Origin of the sequence: Anaerolinea thermophila UNI-1 (assembly GCF_000199675.1) — a bacterium.
Classification (GTDB): domain Bacteria; phylum Chloroflexota; class Anaerolineae; order Anaerolineales; family Anaerolineaceae; genus Anaerolinea; species Anaerolinea thermophila.
In genome coordinates this window covers 1,308,463-1,332,601 of record NC_014960.1, presented here as the reverse complement: position 1 = coordinate 1,332,601, position 24,139 = coordinate 1,308,463, and the positions used below count along the sequence as shown (strand labels likewise).

The following is a 24,139-nucleotide window of genomic DNA, read 5'->3' as shown; positions in this document are numbered from 1 at the left end:
GGCTGTATGCGCGTTCTGGTGCTTTCTGATATTCATGCGAATTTGACCGCCCTGGACGCTGTTTTGAAAGATGCTGGGACAGTGGATGAAGTATGGTGCCTTGGGGATATTGTCGGATATGGTCCGGACCCAAACGAATGTATCCAGCGTATTCGCAACCTTGCCAATCTCACCTGTGTACTGGGCAATCACGACGCCGCAGTACTGGGATGGATTCCGCTGGATGCCTTTCATCGGGATGCCCGCCACGCGATTTACTGGACGCGCTCCACGCTGAGCCGGGAAAACCTGGAATGGCTGGCAGAAATCCCCGAAAGACAAACAAGGGAAAATTTTACCCTGGTTCACGGAAGCCCACGAAACCCCGTTTGGGAGTACTTACTGGATCCCATCAGCGCAGCACAAAATTTTGCCTACTTTGAGACAGATTACTGCCTGATTGGTCATACACATATTCCGCTACAGTTTTCATTTGTTTCTCCAGAATACCCTGCCCGATGGACTCAACCCATGGTACGGCGACAGGTGCACCTGCACCCCAGAGCAATTCTCAATCCTGGCTCCGTTGGTCAACCCCGCGACCACGATCCCCGGGCGGCATACGCTATTCTGGACACCGAAGAGGCGCTGTGGCATGCTCGCAGAGTCCTGTACGATATTGAAGCAGTACAGGAACGTATTTTGAGTGCCGATTTACCCCGTCGCCATGCCGCTCGCCTGAGCGATGGATGGTAAGCGGGAACATTTCAGGGGGAAATCCGTTAATTGAACATAGGAGGACAAGATGAAACGTATCTGGATTGCCTTGCTCGGAATGGTTTTTCTTCTCAGTGCCTGCTCTCCAGCCCGATCGTTTGCGCCTGTACCTGGAGAAACTCAGCGGAATGCCATCACTGGCGCTGACATGTCCAAAGGTGTCTCAGCCCCAGCATACGAAGGGGTGGAAAGCGCCAGCCTGGTTGTGCCTTCTGAGTCCGCGGCAGACCGCCTGGTGATACGCAACGCCGATTTGAGAATCGTGGTTGATGATCCGGTTTCGGCTCTGGACGAAATCTCCCAACTGGCAGAGAAAATGGGCGGGTTTGTGGTGCAATCAAATCTCTATAAAACCCAAACCGAGGAAGGCGTTGAGACCCCCGAAGCCAGCATTACCATCCGTGTTCCGGCGGAACGGCTGAATGATGCCCTTGCCCAGATTAAGAGTCTGGTGAAGGACAAAAATACCGATATCTTAAGCGAAAACGTCTCCGGACAGGATGTAACCAAAGAGTACACCGATTTGAAATCGCGCCTGACCAATCTGGAAAATACCGAAAAACAACTCCAGCGCATCATGGAGGAAGCCACCAAAACGGAAGATGTCCTGGCAGTGTACAATCAACTGGTCTCGGTGCGGGAGCAAATTGAGGTGCTGAAAGGACAAATTAAGTATTATGAAGAGTCTGCGGCGCTCTCAATGATTTCGGTAACTCTGAAAGCCAGCGCAACGGTCAAACCGCTTACCATTGGCAAATGGCAACCCATTGGTGTCGCGCGGGATGCTCTGCAAGCCACCCTGAAGACCTATAAATTCCTTGCCAATGCCGCCATCTGGATAGTTCTGTACTTTATACCGGTGGCAGTGGTCATCATCCTACCCATCTGGCTGATTATCCACGGTTTACGCCGCCTTTCGACGCGCAAATCTAAATCCTCACAGTCGGATGAATCACTCAAAGGATAGGGTCTCTACATTGAATATCCACTGCTGACCCTCAGCAGATTGAAGCACCAAACGGGGAAAATCGGCTTGAAGAATGCGGATTTTCCCCGCTTTTTCTTTCAGCAGAATGCGCTGATACGTGCTTGCTCCATCCGGTAACTCGGTTGTCAGGATAATGAGCAAACTCTGAGATGGATCGGCGGCATCCGCACCAGCTAGCACCGCCATTCCCTTACCCGCCACAACGCCCTGCCAGTAATTGGCGATGGTGGCATCTTCCGGGCGCACCAGACCATCGCTTCCTTCATAAATGCCGCTGGCTGACTGCCACTCGCCCATAACGGTACTCATGGAGTATTGGGGTAAGGCTGGGGGATCCTTTGGCGCTGGAGAGGCGGCGCTTTCCTGCACTGCCTGCTGGACTTTTTGCGCCAACTCAATTTTTTCGGTGAGGTTTTCCCGCATGGTCACATCCAGCGCAGGATCAAAGAGACTCTCTTTCATTTGCTGGAGGTTACCTGCTTCTCTCAACGGCGGCGCGGGTGGATTAGTTGCCAAAGGCTCTGCAACTTTTTGAGAAACTCCAGGTAATAACCAGCGCGTTACAACGACCACTCCAGCAAATGCGAGTAAAAGAATAATACCCACTGTCAATAAGGTTTTACGCATGTTTACCTCACCAGCGAATATCGGTGGAATATTTGATTTCATGTTTGACACGGCTATCCCCATTGAGCAGAGTTTGCAACTGCGTCCAACCTTCCAGAGGCGTGTTATCCAGATACTCACAGGTCGGGTCGCTGGGTTTGTCCTTACAGGCTTGATACTGGGTCATGACGCCCAAAAACTCCACCGGGTAGCCATGTGCGGTGTACCCGTAAACGCTCATCAAATACCACTGCTGGGCATTGACACCGTTATTGGAATAAATCTCCGGCACAGGGTAAACCGGTTTTGAGCCCCAAATGACATACCAGACCTGTTCTTTGGACCAGACACAGGATTTGTCAATATCGTAGCAACGATAGGAACCACAGGTTGACCCCGGAGCCGCAAAATATGGACAGCCCGGAATTGCGCCAAAATTGACCATGATGGCTTCATTCACCGAGTCATAACCATCCAGCCAATCGCGGGTGCGCGCGTAATCATTCCAGGAAAGTTCAATGTCGTTTGCGCCCACTGCACGAACCTGCGCAAACATATTATTCTCGGTCAGCCACCGGTTGACAGCATTCACCATCTGCGCCCAGGCTTGACCATGAGCATAATTTACCGCGCAATAATCTCCACAATCGTCGTATTCGTAGTTATTCGTCCCAATTCCGACCAAAACGAAGGAAGTTGTATCCTCTCCCGTACATACATAATATCCCATAGCATACCACTTCACCGCTTCGGCAATCTCATCTGTGCTGACACGTCCTCCCGGGTAGAACAGTTTTGTCCCATACACCTTTTGCCCAGAAGCATTCTCAAAGTAGCGCGGACCGCCAAAGTCCAGAATCACCAGGTTTTCCTGCGTACCGGGCAGAGCCAGATCGCGCTTTCCCAGTTCACACCCGCGGTTGTACATCAAGGTCGGATCCAGAGATTTGATGTAATAACTGGTAGTGTAAATCTCCGGACCGTATTGATTTTTCTGGTGCATAATCACCGGCAAGAACAAGCGCGGCTCAGGCGTGCTTTGCTGAGCAAAGGAGGCAGGAATCTTTTGCACCATCCATGGAATGAATAAAGAAAGGAGGATTAACCGCCGAATCCAACCACGCATGATGTATTTCTCCTCACTACTGAAACGGAAAACGGGTAGTTTCTCATCATCATAACATAAAAAGGTGCGTTTTTTGAAAAAAGATTGGGTGACGGTTGCTATAATGATAACCAGGTATGATGGATTTTCACTGGCACCTGCAATGGCTAGAGTTGTATCTGGCTCTCTCGGAATACACCTTTGATTTGGCTCAACACAGTGAGTTTCCCTCAATCCGTGAAATCCTCAACCAATTGAAAGAGGGCAACCTGGAAGCGTTTCTGCTCATCTTACAGCATCCCGATGAGAGGGTCCGCGTTCATGGTGTGTACACCCTTCAGGCATTTCTCGAAGGATGCTTACCCCTTCAGCGACTGGGATACCTGAAGGCATTCCATTCTGTCCCTCCATTAAGATATCTTCCGGCTTTTCAAGACCTGCAAAAGCAATGGGAAGGAGAGAAAAAGTCAGCAACCAGGTCACAGGCGGTTAAGACGCCATTCTCATCCACCTGCCGTGAATTGCCTCGTTCTGCTGGTTGTATTTGCTGGATGTCGATTGAAAGTTTCTGGATATTAAGCCTCCTGCCGTACTTTCCTGGAGCAAAAGGAGAGCCTCACCCTTGACAGCCACCAGCAGGACAATATAATTACAAACAGAATGCGGGTGTCGCCAAGTGGTAAGGCAGTAGCTTCCCAAGTTACCATTCGTGGGTTCGAATCCCATCACCCGCTTTAGAACTGCCCGCAAAACGGGCAGTTTCTTTTTCTTCAAGAGATTCGCCATGGCTTCTCCAGACCTGTTTCGTTCCATCCGTTGTTTTCTTCTCGATCTCGACGGCACGTTCTACCTCGGAGATCGGCTTTTGCCGGGAGCGCGAGATTTGATTGAATTCTTTGAAGCCCGGGGAATCGACTACATCTTCCTGACAAACAATTCCTCCCGCAATCCGCGAAAGTACCTTGAGCGCCTTCACAAGTTTGGTATACCGGTTCAACCCAAACACATCTTCACATCGGCCGACGCTACTTTACATTACCTTTCCAAGAACTTTCCCGGTGCACGGTTGTATCTTCTAGGCACCCCTGATCTGGAAGAACAGTTTGAGCAGGCTGGCTTTCCCCTGACAGATGAAGCCCCGGATGTGATTGTCGCAGGTTTTGACACAACCCTGACTTACAACAAGTTGTGGAAATTATGTACCTGGGTTTCACGAGGATTGCCCTACATTGCCACGCATCCGGATATCAATTGTCCTACCGAAGACGGTTTCATGCCCGATATCGGCGCAGTGATCGCCTTTGTTCAAGCCTCCACAAACCGTTCTCCGGATATCATCATAGGGAAACCCTTCCCGCCCATGGTTGAAGCCTTATGCGAAAGGTTCAATCTCTCGCCCGGACAGATGTGTATGGTAGGCGATCGCCTTTATACCGATATTGCCATGAAAAACGCCGGAGTCAACACTGTGCTGGTATTGAGTGGTGAGACCCGCCTCGAAGATCTCACCAGTTCTCCATACAAACCGGACTTCATCTTCTCAAACCTGGTAGATTTGCTTGAAACTCTTCAAAAAATTCTTTGAACACAGAACGTATTGATTACAGGCTTTGCAAAACTGCAAAGTAATTGAAGGGCAATGATAAGGTAAGAACACCCAATTTCTAAGTACAATATACGTGTAGCGGATTGGACTTTCCCGCCTTTTCGGGAAAGCGGATTTTGTTGGAAATCGGGAGTGAAACAATCACCATGGCAGGAGAAAAACACATTCTTTACGTGGAAGATAATCCAGACAACCGCATGCTGGTCAGAAGATTATTGACAGCGTTCGGTTATGAGGTCATTGAAGCCGAAAATGCCACCCGGGCGATGGAAATTCTGAAAACTACCAAACCGGTGCTCATCCTCATGGATATTAACATGCCGGATGTGGACGGCTATACCTTGACCAATCGCATCAAATCCGATCCCGAGTTATTCAACATCCCGGTTATCGCCCTGACCGCCAATGTGATGAAAGGCGATCGCGAGCGTACCCTGGACGCCGGCTGTGATGGGTATATTGAAAAACCCATTGATGTGGACCGTTTCATTGAACAAATTGAACGGTTCCTCGCCTGATTGGTACTTATCCTGCAACCTTCTGGATGTGGCTCTTTGTTGAAGGAACGTAAACTCCTATGACCGATAAAACTGTCCTCGTCGTTGAAGATAACGTGTCCAACTTTGTGTTAATTGCACGCATGCTGGGTTTCCTGGGCATTCATTGTGAATGGAAAACCAGTGGCTATGAGGTAGTGGAGTACGCCGATACTCTGCCCAAGTTAGATCTCATTCTCATGGACATCCGCCTACCCTACGAAGATGGCTACGGTGCGCTGAAGAAAATTCGTCAGTCCGAGCGCCTGAAAAACATTCCGGTTATTGCCGTAACCGCAGAAGCCAGCCTGGAACAAATGGAAAAGGCTCGGAAAGCCGGTTTTGACGGCTTCCTGGGCAAACCTCTCGACCCCGACAAATTCCCCGATCAAATTCAGCGCATTCTCAACGGCGAATCGGTGTGGGAAATGAATTACTAAGGAGTGAAGTATGGAGCGGTTGAAGCAGGTATGGAGTGGGGTGAAAAACGCAGTGCGTCAGGGGCTTCAAGCCATCATTGCCTTATTCCGCCAGAATTCGCTCCGCCGTACCCTTGTTCTGGCTGTTTTGCTGGTCTCGTTGGTCCCCGTCCTGCTGGTTGGGGGTATCTCTTACTGGCGCACCCGCTCTCAAATCTTCTCTCTGGTAACCAATCAAATCGCCAGTCTGACGGACTACACCACCAATCAATTGGGAAATTTTGTATTCAGTAAGCAAAGTGCCCTGTATACCCACTCGGTTAAGGACACTTTCACCGTAAATACTCTGGCAGCGCTCAAAGAGGAAATGCCTCTGCCTGAGCGCACAGCGGCTATTGTGAATCTGCGTACACAATTCAGCCAGTTAGCGAGCGGGGGTGGAATTGAGCCGGCTTTTACAGTGGTATTCCTGATGGAGGAGGACGGAACCGTTGTCGCCGCCAGTGATCAAGCCTATATCAATAGAGTGTTTGGAAATGCGCCGATCAACCATCCTGTAATTCTCGGGCAATTTGGGAAACAAGCCGTAAGCGCGGTGATTAATCCTTTCCAACCCTCTTCCCTACAGAATGAATTGTTTCTTATCGTCTCTCAACCTGTCAAAATTGCCGGCCTGGATAAACCCTTAACCCTCTATGGGATTTCGAATACCGTTCTATTCAATCAGGTACTTAATCTGGCAGCGAGTTTTTATCCCGACTCCCGCGCAGTGTTGATTTTTCCGGATGGCGTCACCTACGAAAGTTCCAGTACCGTTTCAGGATTAAGGAATCTACCAACAAACACCTCGCTTCTCAGCGTTATTGAAAAAGAAACGAATGCACAGGAACAGTTATTTACCAAGATTGAAGAAACCATCACCTGGGAAAATGAAAACGGCATAGCCAGTATAAGAAGAATTCCCAACACCAGTTTACACTTCGCAATCGTCACTCCTCTCCGGGTGTTGTACGGGAACGTCGGGGTGTTGGACAGGTTTACGCGTAACACTCTGTTTATTGTTCTTATCATCCTTGGGGTTTTGACCTATACGGGTGCACGCTGGATAGTCAATCCCTTACTTCACTTGAGCGAGGTCGCGAAATCACTGGCTTCGGGGAACTTTAATGTACGCTCCCGAGTGCGACGTTCGGATGAAATCGGATTACTGGCTTCATCCATGAACCAGATGGCAGATCAATTAGCCAGCCTGTACACCTCGCTGGAGCAGGCAGTAGAAGCTCGCACGCGCCAGTTGCGCACCGCTTCCGAGGTGGCTCAGCTGGTGATTTCCTCCACCAGTTTGGGAGAAATTCTGGACCGTACAGTTGAACTGGTAAACGAGCGTTTCAATCTTTATCACACGGCAATTTACTTAAAAGACCAGACCGGTACCATGCTGGTACTGAGCGAAACCAGCGGTTTTGCTTCTGAAGAGCGCAAACAGCAAGCCGTTCATATCCCCATTGCCGCAGATACTACCCCCTCTGAAGTTGCCCGGAATAACCGTGCAATCTCCGTAGACCGTCCTGAAGAAGCCAAATTCCTGGCGGATCCGCTCCTTCCGGATAGCCAATCTCAAGCCTTTGTGCCGATTGCATTCTCAAATGAGGTACTGGGGGTTCTGGAACTGCATCAATCCACTCCAAAAGGCTTTGATGAAGATACGCTCTTCGTCATGCAAACGCTGGCAAACCAGATTGCTGCTGCCTTACGCAACGTTCGCACGCTGGAAGCGGCGCAATTCAACCTGGAAGAGACGAACCTGATTAACCAGGCTACACGGCAAATCTCCGAAGCTCAAACCGAAGACGACGTGGTACAGAGCATTATCGGGATCATGCCACAACTCCCCTATTATGCCGCCATCCTCTCGCTGGAGCGGGCATACTTCCATATTCAAGCCCTGTACGATCCTCACACCCTGCGATTGGAACGGGGACTCTCCTCTATCGATATTCCCGCCACGCGGGCACTGGACTCACTCACCCGCGGCGCTCCAATTTTTGTCGAGGATATTCACCAGCCCTCTGAATATGAGAACCTGCTTTCCTTCTTCCTGCGCCGGGGATGTAAATCAGCAATGCTTCTGCCCATGCTGAAAGGGAACAAAGTTGCCTATGTATTCATCCTGGCGTTTACTCCTGAGGAAGAGATCAGTCAGGCAATTTTGCAGCCCTTCATCAACCTGGTAGAAGTGGTCAATGCCACACTGGACAAACTCAACGTTCTGGAGACCTTGCGCGCACGGCTGAACGAACTGCAGGTGCTGGCAAACTTCAGTCGTGTGACGATTGCGGAAACCAACCTTCAAAAGTTATACCGGGCGCTCTACGAGCAAATCAGTGATAATTTTGGAAGCGATTTGGGATTCATTATTGCCACATACGACGAAAAGCAAGGCAGAATAGAGTTCCCCTTTGCCATAGAAAATGACGAAATCCTTGAAATCGAGCCAATGCCTCTGGGCGAAGGATTAACTTCCTACATCATTCAAAATCAAAAGCCTTTGCTCATCAACAACGAAGCAGAGCGCCGTGCAATTGAGTTAAGCACCCGAATTGTGGGAAAACCCGCGCGCTCATGGCTGGGTGTTCCGCTCATTGCTGGGGGTAAATTGCTGGGTGCCATGATTTTGCAGGATCAGGAACACGAAGAACGTTTCAGCGAGTATGACCTGAATCTGTTCATGACCCTGGCACCACAAGTCGCTACGGCTATCCGCAATGCCCAACTGGTGCAGGAGATGCAGAATGCCCTGCATGCTTACGACTACGAGCGTTTGCTTCTGCAAACCTGGCTCACCCATACCCCGGATGCGATTGCCATCAAGGATCGGCAAGCGCGCTATCAACGAGTCAGTCAGTACTACGCGGATATGCAAGGGATGTCCCCAGAAGACATGATGGGGAAGACAGATTACGATGTGTTTGTCAACAAAGAGGATGCCGAACAAACCATTGAAACCGACATGCGGGTCATGGAGATGGGACGTCCCTTTATTGAAGACATTCGTGGCACCGCAAATGACTATTACCGCGTTTCTCGCCTTCCGGTTGTCGATCAAAACGGTCAGGTTGTCGGCTTGATCACCATCAGCCGCGATGTATCGGATATCTTCCGCGCGCAACAGGAAATGCAAAAACGCGCTCAACAGGTGCAAACGACCGCAGAAATTGCCCGTGACATTACCGGCACTCTTAACATTGATGAACTGCTGGCCAAAGTGGTCAATCTGGTGCGAGAGCGCTTTGGCTTCTATCACGCCTCAATTTTCCTGCTGGACAGCGAAAAGCAATATGCTGTTTTGCGCGAGTCCACCGGCGAAGCCGGCCGCATCATGAAAGAGCGCGGGCACCGCCTGGCGGTAGGCTCTCGCTCCATCGTTGGTCAGGCAACTTACCGCGGTGAAGCCATCATCGTGGAAGACGTTACTGAGGATCCTACTCACCTGCCCAACCCACTCTTACCGGATACTCGCGCAGAACTGGCCATCCCGCTTAAGTTCGCTGATGAGGTCATTGGCGCATTGGACGTGCAAAGCACTCAGCCCAATGTCTTCACCGATGAGGATATTGAGATTTTGGGTATTCTTGCAGACCAGTTAGCGGCGGCAATTCACAATGCAGAGTTGTACGAGAAAGCCCAGGACTTAATCTCGCGCCACCGCTTGCTGAACCGTCTCAATCTGATTGGCACCTCTGCCCAGACGCTGAACGAAGCCCTGCTTGAAATTGTCAATCAACTGCTCGACCTGCAGATTGCCGACGCGGTCAACATCCGCTTGCTGAACTCTTCCGGACAACTGGAATTGGCTGTGATGAACGGCTATGGGCTGAAGAAACCCGCTCTCCTGATGGGAGCAGATGAAGGCCTGCAAGGCGCCTGTCTTGCCGAACGGCGTGGTTTGCGTGTGGGTGACGTCTCTGAAGACCCACGTTGTATCGAATTGGGAGAAGATACACACTCGGTGATGGTTATCCCCTTGCTGTTTGGTGAAGAAGCGTTGGGTGTCATCACCTTTGAAGCCAGAACTGCTTACGCCTTCAACGAAAACGACCTCGAAGTGATGACCTCCCTGGCAAACAACCTTTCCGGTGTCATTATGTCATGGCGGTTAGTCCAACAGGTCAGCCAGCAGGTTGAACGGCAGAAATTACTCTTTGAAGCCACCTCCCGAATTCGCCGCTCAATGGATATTGGCGAAATTCTGAAAACCTCCGTTGTGGAAACTGTACGGGTACTGGGAGCCCGCCGCGCTCAAATTCGGCTTTCTCTCTCAGAAGGCTCTGGTAGCCCCAGTGAGAAGGGCGACGGACATAACGGTAGCCAGCCAGTGGAGTAAGGTATGGATACTTACGATAAACTATTCCCCGACTATACGCCCCCTGCCCTGCTGAAAAAGGGTGGGATGACTGTCCTGCGGGAGCGCATTCTGCAGAGCATTTTGCTGATGCTCAGCACGTCTGGTATCCTGTTTGTGCTTTACCTTTACCAGACTTTTACATCCAGAGGGCTGAACAACCTGGGTATCGCGGTTGTGGTCTATTATCTCCTGCTGGTCATCTTTACCTTCAACCGCAGTTGGAATCCTTCCTTCCGTGCTCTTCTGGTCATCCTGCTACCCTATATTATCGGAATCATCTTTTTCATGCAGTACGGCGCAATTTCCGAACTGCGCTTCTTCTTTGCAGTCTCCACCATCCTCAGCGCCGTATTGATGGATACAGGTGGCTTCATCGGTGTCATTGCTCTGAATCTGATCACCATGACGGGGATCAACTTTGCACAGGAAAACGGGTTGATTTTCGTCAATTCTTTTGGGTACACCAACCTGAACTGGGGTTTCAACTTCCTGCTTTACCTGCTCTTTGGCGTAGGGGCAGGCGGCGCCATGCGCATTCTGGTCGGCAATGTAGAGCAAAACTTGCGGGAAAAAGAACGACTGGCTCAAGACCTTGAAAACCAGCAAAGCGTTCTGGAAAAGACCATCCGCGAACGCACGGAAGATGTACAACGCCGCGTGAGCCAGTTGCGCACCGCAGCAGAAATCTCCCGCGCTATCAGTCGCATCACCAATCCAGATACGCTTCTTCAACAAGTGGCGGACTTAATCCAGCAACGCTTTGGGCTGTATTATGTTGGGATTTTCATGATCGAACCCTCTCATCGCTATGCGGTACTGCAAGCCGGTACAGGCGAAGCAGGGCGCATCATGATGGAGCAAAAGCACCGCCTTCTAATCGGTGGCACCTCGATGATTGGATGGTGTATTAACAACCGTCAACCCAGAATTGCGCTGGATACAGGGCGAGAGGCTGTGCGTTTCAACAATCCACTTTTACCCAATACCCGCTCGGAATTGGCGTTGCCGATTTTGAGCCGTGAGGAAGTCCTCGGGGCTATGACGATTCAGTCCGATCAGCCCAATGCCTTCGACCAGAACGATATTATCGTTTTACAGGGTATTGCCGACAGTCTGGCAATTGCCATTGAAAATAGCCGTCTGTTTGAAGAAATGAATCGCAGTCTGGAAGAAATTCGCACCCTCAACCGCTCTCTGGTTCAGGAAACCTGGAGCCGCGTGTTGCAGGAAGAAGAAATTACTTCATCTGAGTACGCCATTGGCGGTACCTCAGGAGAAGGCGCCCAGAAAGTTAATATTCCGATTACCCTGCGTGATCAGACCCTGGGGTACCTGGAAGTAGAACTGGACAAAAACGAACTTTCAGAAGAAGAAGCCACTCTGTTGGAAGCCATCACTACCCAAACCGCACTGGCTCTGGAAAATGCACGCCTGGTGCGCGAGTCTGAACGACGGGTCTATCAGGAACGTAAACTGAACGAAATGACTGCCCAATTCGTGCGTGCAGTGGATGTGGAGAGTATTTTGCGAACTGCTGTGGAACAACTGGCACAATTACCTTCCATTGCTGAGGTTTCGGTGCAACTGGTGCCTCCCGAATCCGCCCTGGAAGCTTCAGGGGCTTATCGGAATAATGGGCAGGAGGAGTAATCATGAATTTCTTGAGAACCTTACGCCCTAACGCCCTTCCTTATTTTCTTCAAGATCTATCTCCTTTGCAACAGCATCGGGAGATTGTCCTACAACACACCCTGAACTTTCTCACCCTGTTTTTCCTGGCAGGCTCAGGCATTCTCAGGGTGTTGTTCCCGAATTATCTGGAACTGGCTACGCAAGGCCTGTTTGCCGGCATTGGGCTGGGGATTTTAGCCCTGTTCCGACGCATCCCCTTCAACTGGCGTGCGCTGGCTGTGTTACTGGTGTTTGCCTTCATGGGAGCCAGCGACTTACTTGCCAATGGCTTGAACGGCAACGGCATGTTCTACCTGTTCACTTTCGCTTTGCTTTCCATGACGTTCTTCGGAACCGTGCCTGGAATCATTCTCACCGTACTGACTGCCGTTGGCGAACTTGCCGTGGGCATCATGATGACCACTGGCACCATCCAGGCACCAGTGGAAAGGATTGCTGGCTCCACCCAGCTGGTTGCATGGATCTTTCATCTTATCGCCTTCGTAATGAGTGCGGGGGTTTTACTTTCGGCAATCTATGAATTAACGGTTGGCTTTGCAAAACGGTTGTCGGAGAAAGAGAACACCATCAACACACTGGAACACGACCGTACGAATCTGGAAAACGCCCTGCGCGCGTTGAATGCCGAGACCCGAAAGCGCAATGCCATGGCTGAAGCCAGTCGTAATGTCCTCTGGAGTGTGTATCCGGAAACCACTCTGGAAAGCCTGCTTCCCAAAGCCGCTGAGGTCATCAAAGAACAATTCGGATTGTATCACGTAGGCATTTTCTTGCTGGACGAAAAAGGCGAGTATGCAGTCCTGCGCGCGGCAACCGGCGAAGTGGGCAAAACCATGCTGGAAAACCAGCATCGTCTGCGCGTTGGGCAGGTAGGTATTGTAGGGCATGCGGCCGCCACTGGTGAACCCAATATCAGTCCTAACGTAGATGAAGATCCACAGCACTACCCCAATCCGCTTTTGCCCGAAACCCGTTCGGAAGCGGCTTTGCCCCTGCGGGTAGAAGGGCGCTTAATCGGCGTGCTGGATTTACAAAGCACCGAAATCGGCGCATCCTTTGTAGAGAAAATGGAAACTATGAAAGATGTTGCCGATCAACTCTCCATTTTGATTGAGCGGGTTGGGTTGATGGAAAAATTACAGGCATCCCTCAAAGAAATGGAAGAGAACACCCGCCAGACAGTTCGAACAGGATGGCTCCAGTTCTTCCGCAATAAGCGCCGGCAACGGTATGCCTTCAGCATGCGAGCAGGAGGAGCCCATTTGCCTTCCTCGAATGGCGGTGAAGGGGGGGAACCTCTGAAAGGCACCACCCTTGCAGTTCCCATTAAAATCCGCAATGAAACACTGGGGGTAGTGAATTTGAAATTTGCCACCGGCAAAGTGCCCCCTGAAGTTGCCAATCTGGTTGAACAAGCCGTCAATCGTATGGCGATTTCTCTGGACAACGTTCGTCTTCTGGAAGAGATTCAAATGCGCGCAGACCGCGAACGAATTGTGAGCGAAATCGCCACCAGAGTCCGTGCAACGAACGAAATCGAGAAGATTCTGGAAATTACCGCTCAGGAAATTGGACGTTCGCTGGGTGCATCGGATGTTGTGGTGCACTTAGATACACGAAAATAACGGTGCCCTGCCCAAGCAGGAGGAAAAATGGCAGTGATTAACCCACCAACTTCTCCACGAAATGTTCTTTCAACTGAGGGCAGAACGCTAACTCTGTCCCAAGTATCCCTGACCCTTAATATGGCTATTGGCACGATTTCAGGGATTGGCTTTCTGGCATTTTTGATCAATGGTATTCAACAAACTTACTGGCAATTTTACGCACTGGCTGGAATTTCACTGATTACTTTCCTCTTCAGCCTTAATTCCGCCCTGAAAAATGCCCGTGGAGAATATTCTGACCGAGACCTGGGATGGGCAAATGGCTTTTTCTCCATTCTGGGGATTTCTACTGCCCTGTTAATTGACGGCGCTGGTCTACTGGTTGCCGTCACTTACGTGATTATCGCACTCTCGTTGACCTCGACACTGGGATTGTTCCGCTCCGGCACCCTCTCGCTCTTTCTGGGATTGACAACCGCCTCCATCGCCGCACTGGCAGGCGCTTTGAGTCCTCTTCCCCAGGTTCAGAGCGAAACGATGATCGTCATCCTCATCACCATTCTGGCTATGGTGGTGATGATCTTCATCCTGTTGGGGATTACTCAATTCGTTTCGACCACCCTGCAGATTCGACTGGTCACCGCTTTCCTCGCTGTGCTGATCGTACCTTTGACCATAGCCACCTCGGCGCTCTCCCAAACCGCCATTGCTACAAATCGTGAGCAGATTCAGCAAAACATGATTGATGCAGCAGAGGAAGTTGCCCTCAGTCTCGACCGGTTCTTCGAAAACAACCTCAAAGTGATTCAACAGGAAGCCAAAGCAGATGTTTTTTCTCGCTACTTTGAAAATTTAAAGGCCGGGAAGCGAGAAGAACTGGACACCGCTGAAATTCGCATGATCTTCCGTGTACTGGAACTTCGTGAGTCCAGTGAACGCGTCTATCTTTCCTCTTATGCGCTGTTGAACGCTGGCGGATATAACGTTTACGACACTGTGCAAGCAAACCGCGGAAAGTACGAGGGACGGCGTGCGTACTTTCTGGTTCCCTACACGACCGGAAAGCCATATATCTCACCGATCACCTTCAACCCGGATGGGACAAGTTACTTCTCTTTTTCTGCGCCTGTTTTCAACAATCAAAATGAAGTAGTGGGAGTCTTGAGAGCTACGTACAACACACTGGTCCTGCAACGTTTTGTGACCAACTATGCCGAGCTTGGCGGCCCGAATACCCACGTCATTGTGTTCGATGAGAACCTGATACGTCTGGCAGATACTTATCAGCCAGAGATGATTTTTACCACCGTGACGGCATTAACACCCCAACAGCGGGCAGAACTCATCATTCAAAAACGTATTCCCGACCTTCCCATGATTCGCCCGGTGTACAATGCCGACTTAGCCCGCTTCCTGCAGACCTCCGAATTGAACAACGGAGCTATTCTTGAAATTGAGGAAGGGAATGAAGGCAACGAAGCCCAGGAAAAACCGGAAATTGCCGGTGTGGCACCAATGAAAACCATGCCCTGGAAGGTTGTGTTTTTCCAGGCTGAATTTGATGAAACACCTATCCGAAAAAGTCATACGCGGGTAGCAACTGTCATTGCAACACTGCTGGCATACGTGCTGGGTTTTGTGGCTGTAGGCGTATCCAATGTTCTGGCTTCGCCATTGAAAGACCTGGCAAACATCGCCCGACGTATTGCCGCAGGAGACTTGAAAGCCCGTTCAGAAGTACGCACTTCCGATGAATTTGGTACTCTGGCAACCGTGTTTAACCAGATGGCAGAACAGTTGGAAAAATTGGTGAGCGAACTGGAAGAGCGGGTAGCACAACGCACTGCTGAACTGGAACGCCGAAATCAGGCATTAACTTACCGTACCAACCAGTTGAATACCATTGCTCAGGTTGCCCGAGGTATCGTCTCGGCACAGGAATTAACCCGTTTCCTGGAAAATGTGACCGAATTGATCAGCGATCGCTTTGGCTTCTATCATGTAGGTATTTTCCTGCTCGACGCCAACCGCGAATACGCTGTTCTGCGTGCCGCAAACAGTCCAGGCGGCAAACGCATGCTGGCACGTTCCCATATGTTGAAGGTAGGCGAGACGGGTATCGTGGGGTACGTGACTTCTACTGGACAACCCAGAATTGCTCTGGACGTGGGTCAGGATGCAGTGTTCTTCAATAACCCCGATTTGCCCACCACACGCTCCGAAATGGCACTTCCACTGAAAGTAGGAGAGGAAATCATCGGCGCGCTGGACGTGCAAAGCGAAGTACCCAACGCCTTCAGCCCCGAAGATTTAAGCGTGTTCACCACTCTGGCGGATCAGGTGGCTATTGCAATTTACAACAACCAGTTGTACAACGAAACCCTGCGAGCGCTGGCTGAGGCTCAACAATTACACCGTCAGTACCTCCAGCAGGAATGGGCAAAAGAAGTACAAACTCACCGCCACCGCGGATTCCGATACACCGTAAAAGGCGTCGAACCCATTCATGAATCGCTGGATTGGAAAGATATCGAATATGTCTATGAAACCGGCAAGCCTTACATCTTCACCGAAACGCTGGATGACCAAACGCAACGGGCAGTCATGGCAGTTCCCATCAGCATCCGGGGAGAAACCATTGGCGTCATCCGTGTTCAGGATCAAGGAGAGGCCCGAGTGTGGTCGGATAATGAATTACAGGCAGTGCAGGACGTTGCCCAACAAGTAGGTGTAGCCCTGGAAACTGCGCGCTTGTTCGAGAAAACCGTACACCGCGCCGAGCGTGAACGCCGGGTATTGGAAATTACCGGCAAGATTCGCTCAACAAACGATCCGCAGGAAATGTTGCAAATTGCCGCCGCAGAACTTCAACGGGTATTGGGTGCCTCAAAGGCGCAAATCTTCCTGCTTTCGGAAGATGGAGAAGACACTTCTTCGCATGGCAACGGCAGTGGTTCCAAGAACGGGAACGAGTAGGAGGGAAAGATGGCTTATCTGATTGCCATTGCAAATGAAAAAGGAGGCGTTGCCAAAACCACTACAGCCGTCTCTCTGGGAGCGGCACTGGTGGAAGCAGGGCAAAGCGTATTACTGGTCGACCTGGATCCTCAAGCCAATTTGAGTATGGCAGTAGGAGTAGAACCTGTGCCTTCCCCCAGGTCCATGATGAGCGTGTTTCAAGACTCTGGCTCGCTCCATGAGCATGTGGTTGAAACCGGCATCCCGGGATTGGACATTATCCCTGCGGCGTTTGATCTGGGGATGGCAGAACGGTTTCTGCCCATTCGCAACGGGTATGAAGCCCTGCTCCGGCGCTACCTGCGCAGTTCTTCCTGGAAATACGATACCATCCTGCTGGATTGTCCTCCCTTCCTTGGAGCATTGACTGTTAATGCGCTCGCCGCCGCCGATATGCTCATCATGCCCACACAGGCAGAATATTTCTCTGTGAGCGCTCTGCGCACCATGATGGGGTTGATTCGCAAAGTGCGCAACGAGCATAATCCTCAACTGCTTTACCGGCTTTTACTGACCATGTATGACCGCCGAAACCGCATTCACCGCACACTAGCAGAGCAATTGCGCGTGACTTTTGGTAATGGCGTTTTGGAAACGGTCATTGAAGTGGACACCCGCTTACGTGAAAGCGCTATTGCAGGACTACCAATTATCTACCATTCCCCTCACAGCAGGTCTGCGTTGCAATATCGTGCCCTCAGTCAGGAGATTTTAGCGTATGTCAAAGAAACGTCTGCAGAACCGGCTTGATCATCTCTTCTCCAGCATCACCCATGAGGTAGAAAGCGCTCCCGCCCCATCCGAGATCTCAGCCCGCCCTCTGGGCTGGACATGGGAAGCCGATGAGGATGGATGCTACTGCAGGGTAAGTCCGGAAATGGGGCAAATTCTCGGTGTTTCGGAAGAGGAGATTATCGGAAAGCCGTTCTACCGATTCCTGCTTGAAGAAGAAATTTTTGTGGACTTCAGTACTTTTTCCGCAGAGTCCCTGCCGAAAGAGTATCTGGTTCGCTTCCAGAAAGTGAGCGGGGAATGGCTCGAAGCAAAAATCAGTATCCTCTCTGCCCCTGATGACCACACCCCCACATGGAAGGGGACCGTGGCAATTCTGCAAACGGGAGAGATGGCTCATCAGCCTGTACCAGCGAAGCCCTCTGTTGAGGTCAAACCCCATACCCCATCAGTCGCCAGAAAGACTTCCTCACCTCTTTCTCCTCCCAAGCCATTTACGCCGACTTTCGTTTCCGGAGGAAAAATTTTTGGGGTTTCCGCTGAAGATGGAAAGATCCAGCTGGTTACTGCCCCTTCCACTCCGCTTGCCATGCAAAGTCTGCAACAGAAAAAGCCAGTGGCTGTTTCAGCACAGGGAGAACTCCCGGCGGCCATCGTGGTACCGGAGAATGCCGGTGAATACGGCAAGCTCCTGGTTGAAGTGATTGATGAGACCCCCCAAAGAATTTGGGACGAAGAAGAACATCAACTGGTGTTGGAAGTAGCCTCCCAACTGGCACTGGCACTCGAAAATGCCCGTCTGTACAACGCTGCCCAGCAGGAACTGGCAGAACGCGTACGTGCCGAGCAGGAAATCCTGCATCGCAACCAGGACCTGGCTATCCTCAACCGCATTGGTCAGCGCTTGACGAGCCTGAGTTCCCACGAAGAAATCTATCAAACCTTCGCCCAAATGGCTGGCGAAGTATTGAGCGATCGTAATCTATTCATTGCAGTCGCAGATGATCATTATCAGACTCTTTCTTTCCCCGTTTACCGCGAGGAAGGAATAGAGATGCTCCTGCCCGAACGAGAATTTGGTAAAGGACTTCCTGAGGCACTCATCCAGTATGCTCGTCCGGTGCTCTTCAAAAACAAAGTTGCTCAGCAACTTGCTCAATTCCACTGCGAACTGCCGGAACGCCTCCCCAAATGCCTGCTTGCCATCCCTATTCTGGTCAATGAACGTCCACGGGGAGTGCTGGTGCTACAGGATTATGAAAAGGAAAATGCCCCTCAATTCGATGAAGTCCATGTAGAACTGCTTTCCACTGCCGCCTCGCAGGTTTCAACGGCTCTCGAAAATGCCACCCTGTTCCTGCAAATGCAGGAAACCCTGAAAGCGCTGGAAAACCGCGAGCGCTATCAGGCAGGTGTAGCACGTTCTGCGGCAGTGCTTTCTGAAGCCGGTACACAGGCATTGGGTGATGTCCTTAAATACCTTGGTCAAGCCGCACAGGCTTCACGGGTGTACTTCATGCAATTTTCTGAAGGGGTGGCTTCCAACTGGACATTGTTTGAGGACTGGACGTCTCCAGTTGTGGCTTATCTGCTGGATCGCACCAAGATCTACAATATCCCCGCTGAGTTATTTGCAGACCTGATCGGAAATCTTCGCACCGAAGGGTGGATCATTCCCACCGATTTGCCCATTGATCATCTTGCCAGGCAATTCTTCTCCTCTCAAGGCATACAATCAGCATTGATTTTAGGAATTCAAGGAAGAACCACGATGCCCGACTTGCTCATCTTTGAGCATGTCGAAGCCCATACCTGGACTCAGGACGAAATCAATGCCCTGCGGGTAGCCGCCGAAGCCATTGCCAACACCTTCGTGCGCGAAGACCTGCTGGTGCAGTTGCGAGCCAACCTGGATGAGACCGAAAGCCTGTACAAAGCCAGCAACAACCTGGTTGTAGCAACCAACTTCCAGGAAATGCTTGGCTCAGTGGTAACGGGCGTCCGCATGACAGAGATTAACCGGGCAGTGATGTTGCTGTTTGAGACAGACAGCCACCAGCGCATCAGCCGCGTAACCGTCCAAGCCAACTGGTACAGCGGACGCGGCACACCGCCCCCCGAAATCGGCACAGAATTTCCGCGTGTCATCTACGAACGCCCGTTGCAGACCAACATGCAGTACTTCTTTGAAAGTCTGGAAGAAGCCGTTCTGGATGAAGCCCTGAAACAAGACTTACTTAAACAAAACGTGCGCTCACTTGCCATTCTACCCATGTGGGCAGGCAAACGTCAGATTGGTGTTGTCCTGTTTGAAGGCGAACACAAACATATCTTCACGCCGCGGGAAAAGCGCTTGCTACCACCTTTGATTGATCAATTAACTATCGTGGTGGAAAACCTGCGCCTGTTCGAGCAAACTCAGCAAGCCCTGCAAGAAACCGCGCGACTGTACAACATCTCCAGCGAAATCGCTGCGGCGGCCAATGCCGACCAAATGGTGGACCTGGTTATTCGCGAAGCCCTGCCACGCGGAGCCGAAGCCGTCTCACTGCACCTGACCACCAATGTTGAAGGTGAGATGAACGAAATTGAGGTCGCCGCTTACCACAGTATCACCGGGCGAACTCAGTTCAAAGGTGCCCGACTGCGCGCCAGCGAAGTGCCCATCCTGTTTGGGTTACCGGATGAGGGCATTTCCTTTGCCGATATCGATGACGGCACACTTGACCCGGTCTCAGCCACGACGCTGAAGCGTTTTGGCATTCGCTCGGGTATTATTGTTCCCCTTCGTTCAGGTGGGCACACCGTTGGCGTAATGGGAGCCTTTTCCAGCCAGCCCGTACGGTATGACACCGCCGAGGTTCGCATCTTCCAAACGGTTGCCAACGGTATTGCCGTAGCCCTGGAGAAACTGCGCTTGCTCGAACAAGCCGAACGCCGCGCATTGGAGTTGCAGACCGCCGCAGAAATCGCCCGCGATACGACCAGCACCCTCTCTACAGATGTTCTGCTTCGCCGCATCGTCACTCTGGTGGTGGAACGCTTCAACCTGTATCAAGCCTCCATCTTCCTGCTGGACGACAGTGGTACCTATGCAGTGGTACGCGAATCGTTTGGCCCCGCAGCGGAACAGTTGAAAGAGCGCAAGCACAAACTGGCAGTTGGATCACGTTCGGTTGTAGGCACGGTAACGGCTACCGGCGAGCCGTTCATTCTGAACGACGTCACAACCTCGACTATGTACTACCCGAACCCCCTGTTGCCAGAGACACGGTCAGAAATGGCATTACCGCTCAGACTGGGCAACCGCGTCATTGGTGCCCTGGACCTCCAATCCAGAAATCTGAACGCTTTCCGCAAGGACGAACTGAGCGGATTGACCATTCTGGCAGACCAGATTGCCGTAGCCATCGAAAACGCTCGCGCCTACGAGTTAGCCCAGAAAGCCGTGGAAGAAATGCGCGAAGTGGATCGCGTCAAGAGCCAGTTCCTCGCCAACATGAGCCACGAACTGCGTACACCGTTGAACTCCATCATTGGCTTCTCAAGAGTCATCCTGCGCGGCATTGATGGGCCCATCAACGATACGCAAAAGCAGGACCTGACCGCCATATACAACTCCGGTCAACACCTGCTCAACCTCATCAATGACATCCTGGATCTCTCCAAGATCGAAGCCGGCAAGATGGAACTGTCCTTCTCGGATGTCAACATGACCGATTTGATCAACAGCGCCATGTCCACAGCAGTTGGATTGGTCAAGGACAAGCCCATTAAGTTAATCACTGAAATCGAGGACAATCTGCCAATCGTACGTGCTGATGCCACCCGGGTTCGTCAGGTGCTCATCAACTTCCTCTCTAACGCTGCCAAATTCACCGATGAAGGTTCAATTACCGTGCGAGCACGCCGGGTGCGCAGTCCCGAAGGCAAACCTGAACTTATGGTGACCGTCACCGACACCGGCCCGGGTATTGCCGAAGAAGACCGTTCCAAACTGTTCCTGCCGTTCTCGCAGGTGGATGATTCCCCCACCCGCAAGACTGGCGGTACCGGTCTGGGATTGTCCATCTGCCGCTCCCTCATTGAAATGCATGGAGGACGCATTGGCTTGCTGGAAAGCACCGTGGGCGTGGGGTCTACGTTCTTCTTCACCCTGCCCTTACCGCTGGAAGAGGGGAAACCGGATGAGTACATTCCTGAAGGGGCTCTCACCGTGCTTGCCGTGGATGATGATCCTCAGGTCATCGAACTGTATCAACGTTTCCTCAAACCTCAAGGGTATTACGTTATCCCCCACACCGATCCCCGCACTGTTGTGGAACGGGTCAAGGAAGTCCAACCCTTCGCCATCACCCTGGATATTATGATGCCTGAAGTGGACGGCTGGCAGGTGATGAAGAAACTCAAGAGTGACCCTGAAACGCGCGATATTCCCATTGTGGTCTGTTCCATTCTTGAAGAAGAGGAAAAAGGCTACAGCCTCGGGGCGGCGGACTATCTGGTCAAACCCTTCTTGTCTGAAGACCTGTTAGGGGCGCTGAATCGCCTGAACCGTGATGGCAAGATTCGCGAAGTACTGGTCATTGATGACGACCCTGAGGACTTGCGTCTGGTCCAGAAAATGCTGGAAGAGAGCCAACGATACCATGTCAACCTGGCTCAGGGCGGTAAAGCCGGATGGGATTTCCTGCAAAACAGCGTGCCAGATGTCATCATTCTGGACCTGTTCATGCCAGAGATGAACGGTTTTGAACTGCTCGGAAACCTGCGGGCTCATCCAACCTTCAAGAGTATTCCCGTGATTGTGCTAACCGGCGCAGACCTGACCGCTGAACAGCATCAACAACTGAATGAATTCGGACAAAACCTGCTGACCAAAGCCATGTTGCGCGAAAAAGAACTGCTGAATTCCCTGGAAGAGGCTTTACGCCGCTTCCGGAGCGAATCTAAATCCACAAAGGATTAATGGAAAAACCTTATGCCTTCTCATGTTATCGTTGAATGTCTTGATTGTGGACACAAAGCACCTTTCTCCATTGTCCAGCCAGCCTGTCCGCAGTGCGGCAGTATGTGGCGTGAAGCGCGTTATGACTATGACGAGTTAGCCACCACACTGGCTCAACGCCTGTCTTCCCGCCCCTTTGATATCTGGCGATACCGCGAACTGTTACCGGTGGAAAACCCTCGCCCTGAGTTGAGCATGGGCGAAGGGGGCACTCCGCTGATTCGGGCTACAAATCTGGGAATGATGCTGGGAAATCCCAACATCTACGTCAAAGACGAACGCCAAGGTCCAACAGCTTCTTTTAAGGATCGGCAGGCTTCTGTCACGGTTGCCACTCTTAAGGAAGCGGGAGTCTCTGAGTTTGTCATTGCCTCTACCGGTAATGTGGCTATTTCGTACTCTGCTTACTCTGCTCGGGCAGGAATTAAATTGTGGGCATTTCTGACCAGCCTGGTTCCCGCCGCCAAAATGCGCGAGGTCGCCATTTACGGCACACAGGTCATTAAAATTACAGGCTCGTATGATCAAGCCAAGAAAGTGGCTGCGGAATTTGCTCAACAGCGCCACCTGAGCATCGACCTGGGGGCACGCACCGTGCCATGCATCGAGTCAATGAAAACGATTGCCTTTGAAATTGCCGAGCAGTTGACCAATCTCATGGGCGACCCGGTCTTTCCACCCGAAGGACAAAAACCACGCTGGCGCGCCCCCGATTGGTACGTCCAGGCAGTTTCCGGGGGCATGGGGCCCATTGGCGTGCTCAAAGGGTTTGAGGAATTGTACCGCATGGGATGGATTGATCGGATTCCCAAAATTGCTCCCATTCAGGCAGAAGGGTGCGCCCCAATGGTACATGCATGGAAACAAAACCGCGAAACTGCCGTGCCGGTCCAATCCCCCAGAACATTGATTGCCACTCTGGCAACCGGCGATCCGGGTCGTACCTATACCTATCTGCGCCAGAAGATGCTTGCCGCTTCCGGGGGAGAGTTTGAGGCTGTCTCAGATGATGAAGCCTTCCGAGCCATGCACTTCCTTGCCAAAATGGAGGGCCTTTCAGTAGAACCTGCAGCCGCAGTTGCCTTTGCCGGATTGGTCAAACTGATTCGCGCAGGCATCATCAAACCCCACGAGACCGTAGTGGTCAATTGCAGTGGACATACCGTTCCAGTAGAACGCAATATCCTTGGAGAAGGATGGGCGCGCGATTTGGTACCCTCTCAGGGAATGGAAGAGAGCAATGAGGAAGGCTTGCTGGCGGCTTTGACCAAAGTCTCGCTGGACCGCTTCCCTCGCATTTTGATCGTGGATGACAATCCCGACGTGCGCCGTCTCATCCGCCGTATTTTACAATCTCAAGGCGAGTACAAGTTGTACGAAGCCACCAATGGCCTGGAAGCCATTGAAATGGCACGCCGGGAACTGCCTAACCTGATTATCCTTGACCTGATGATGCCGGAAATGGACGGCTTCACCGTTCTCAATGAACTGAAGAAGTCTCCAGAGACAGCTGAAATTCCCGTCATCGTTGTCACTGCAAAAGAACTGACCCCCAATGAAAAAGACCGGTTGCGGGGGCACATCCAAACCTTGATGCAAAAAGGGGATTTCATGAGCGACGAATTCATGGATGAGGTACGTGCGTTGTTAGGATGATAACG

Annotated in this window: 15 protein-coding genes and 1 tRNA gene; 14 read left to right on the top strand and 2 right to left on the bottom strand. The window is 51.5% G+C overall.

Annotated features, from left to right (window positions below):
- The first annotated feature begins 6 nt into the window (after nt 1-6).
- Both ANT_RS05975 and ANT_RS05970 read left to right on the top strand, forming a co-directional pair.
- Entirely contained in the window at nt 7-735 is a 729-nt protein-coding gene (locus tag ANT_RS05975; RefSeq protein ID WP_013559613.1) for a metallophosphoesterase family protein, read from the top strand.
- Nucleotides 736-784: 49 nt separating this feature from the next.
- Nucleotides 785-1,723, top strand: a complete 939-nt coding sequence (locus tag ANT_RS05970) for a DUF4349 domain-containing protein (RefSeq protein WP_013559612.1) — start codon at nt 785-787, stop codon at nt 1,721-1,723.
- Here the strand turns inward: ANT_RS05970 and ANT_RS05965 are convergent.
- Both ANT_RS05965 and ANT_RS16185 read right to left on the bottom strand, forming a co-directional pair.
- Nucleotides 1,709-2,371, bottom strand: a complete 663-nt coding sequence (locus tag ANT_RS05965) for a hypothetical protein (RefSeq protein ID WP_013559611.1) — start codon at nt 2,369-2,371, stop codon at nt 1,709-1,711. The two genes, ANT_RS05970 and ANT_RS05965, sit on opposite strands and share 15 nt — an antisense overlap.
- 7 nt (nt 2,372-2,378) lie before the next feature.
- A complete protein-coding gene (locus tag ANT_RS16185; RefSeq protein ID WP_013559610.1) occupies nt 2,379-3,476 on the bottom strand; it encodes a hypothetical protein in 1,098 nt (365 codons plus the stop codon).
- 116 nt (nt 3,477-3,592) lie between these two features.
- Here ANT_RS16185 and ANT_RS05955 point away from each other — a divergent pair, with 116 nt between their 5' ends.
- The 12 genes from ANT_RS05955 to ANT_RS05900 all read left to right on the top strand — a co-directional run bounded on the left by ANT_RS05955 (nt 3,593) and on the right by ANT_RS05900 (nt 24,134).
- Nucleotides 3,593-4,081, top strand: a complete 489-nt coding sequence (locus ANT_RS05955) for a hypothetical protein (RefSeq protein WP_013559609.1) — start codon at nt 3,593-3,595, stop codon at nt 4,079-4,081.
- Nucleotides 4,082-4,117: 36 nt separating this feature from the next.
- A tRNA-Gly gene (locus tag ANT_RS05950) sits at nt 4,118-4,189 on the top strand.
- 50 nt (nt 4,190-4,239) lie between these two features.
- Entirely contained in the window at nt 4,240-5,040 is an 801-nt protein-coding gene (locus tag ANT_RS05945; RefSeq protein WP_013559608.1) for an HAD-IIA family hydrolase, read from the top strand.
- A 167-nt stretch (nt 5,041-5,207) separates the two neighbouring features.
- Nucleotides 5,208-5,579 (top strand): response regulator, encoded by a 372-nt coding sequence (locus tag ANT_RS05940; protein ID WP_013559607.1) that lies wholly within the window; start codon nt 5,208-5,210, stop codon nt 5,577-5,579.
- Nucleotides 5,580-5,638: 59 nt separating this feature from the next.
- Nucleotides 5,639-6,037 carry a response regulator gene (locus ANT_RS05935; RefSeq protein ID WP_013559606.1) on the top strand — a complete coding sequence of 133 codons (399 nt, stop codon included), beginning with the start codon at nt 5,639-5,641 and terminating at the stop codon, nt 6,035-6,037.
- 10 nt (nt 6,038-6,047) lie between these two features.
- Nucleotides 6,048-10,400, top strand: a complete 4,353-nt coding sequence (locus ANT_RS05930) for a GAF domain-containing protein (RefSeq protein WP_013559605.1) — start codon at nt 6,048-6,050, stop codon at nt 10,398-10,400.
- Nucleotides 10,401-10,403: 3 nt separating this feature from the next.
- Nucleotides 10,404-12,071 carry a GAF domain-containing protein gene (locus tag ANT_RS05925; RefSeq protein WP_013559604.1) on the top strand — a complete coding sequence of 556 codons (1,668 nt, stop codon included), beginning with the start codon at nt 10,404-10,406 and terminating at the stop codon, nt 12,069-12,071.
- A gap of 2 nt (nt 12,072-12,073) precedes the next feature.
- Nucleotides 12,074-13,738: a GAF domain-containing protein gene (locus ANT_RS05920; protein ID WP_013559603.1), complete on the top strand. Its 1,665-nt coding sequence runs from the start codon at nt 12,074-12,076 to the stop codon at nt 13,736-13,738.
- Nucleotides 13,739-13,765: 27 nt separating this feature from the next.
- Nucleotides 13,766-16,696, top strand: coding sequence for a GAF domain-containing protein (locus ANT_RS05915; protein ID WP_013559602.1), 2,931 nt, complete (start codon nt 13,766-13,768; stop codon nt 16,694-16,696).
- 9 nt (nt 16,697-16,705) lie between these two features.
- Nucleotides 16,706-17,488 (top strand): ParA family protein, encoded by a 783-nt coding sequence (locus tag ANT_RS05910; RefSeq protein ID WP_013559601.1) that lies wholly within the window; start codon nt 16,706-16,708, stop codon nt 17,486-17,488.
- A complete protein-coding gene (locus ANT_RS16180) occupies nt 17,457-22,439 on the top strand; it encodes a GAF domain-containing protein (RefSeq protein ID WP_013559600.1) in 4,983 nt (1,660 codons plus the stop codon). Before ANT_RS05910 ends, ANT_RS16180 begins: the two co-directional genes overlap by 32 nt.
- Before the next feature lie 12 nt (nt 22,440-22,451).
- Nucleotides 22,452-24,134, top strand: coding sequence for a pyridoxal-phosphate dependent enzyme (locus tag ANT_RS05900; protein WP_013559599.1), 1,683 nt, complete (start codon nt 22,452-22,454; stop codon nt 24,132-24,134).
- Nucleotides 24,135-24,139: the final 5 nt, after the last annotated feature.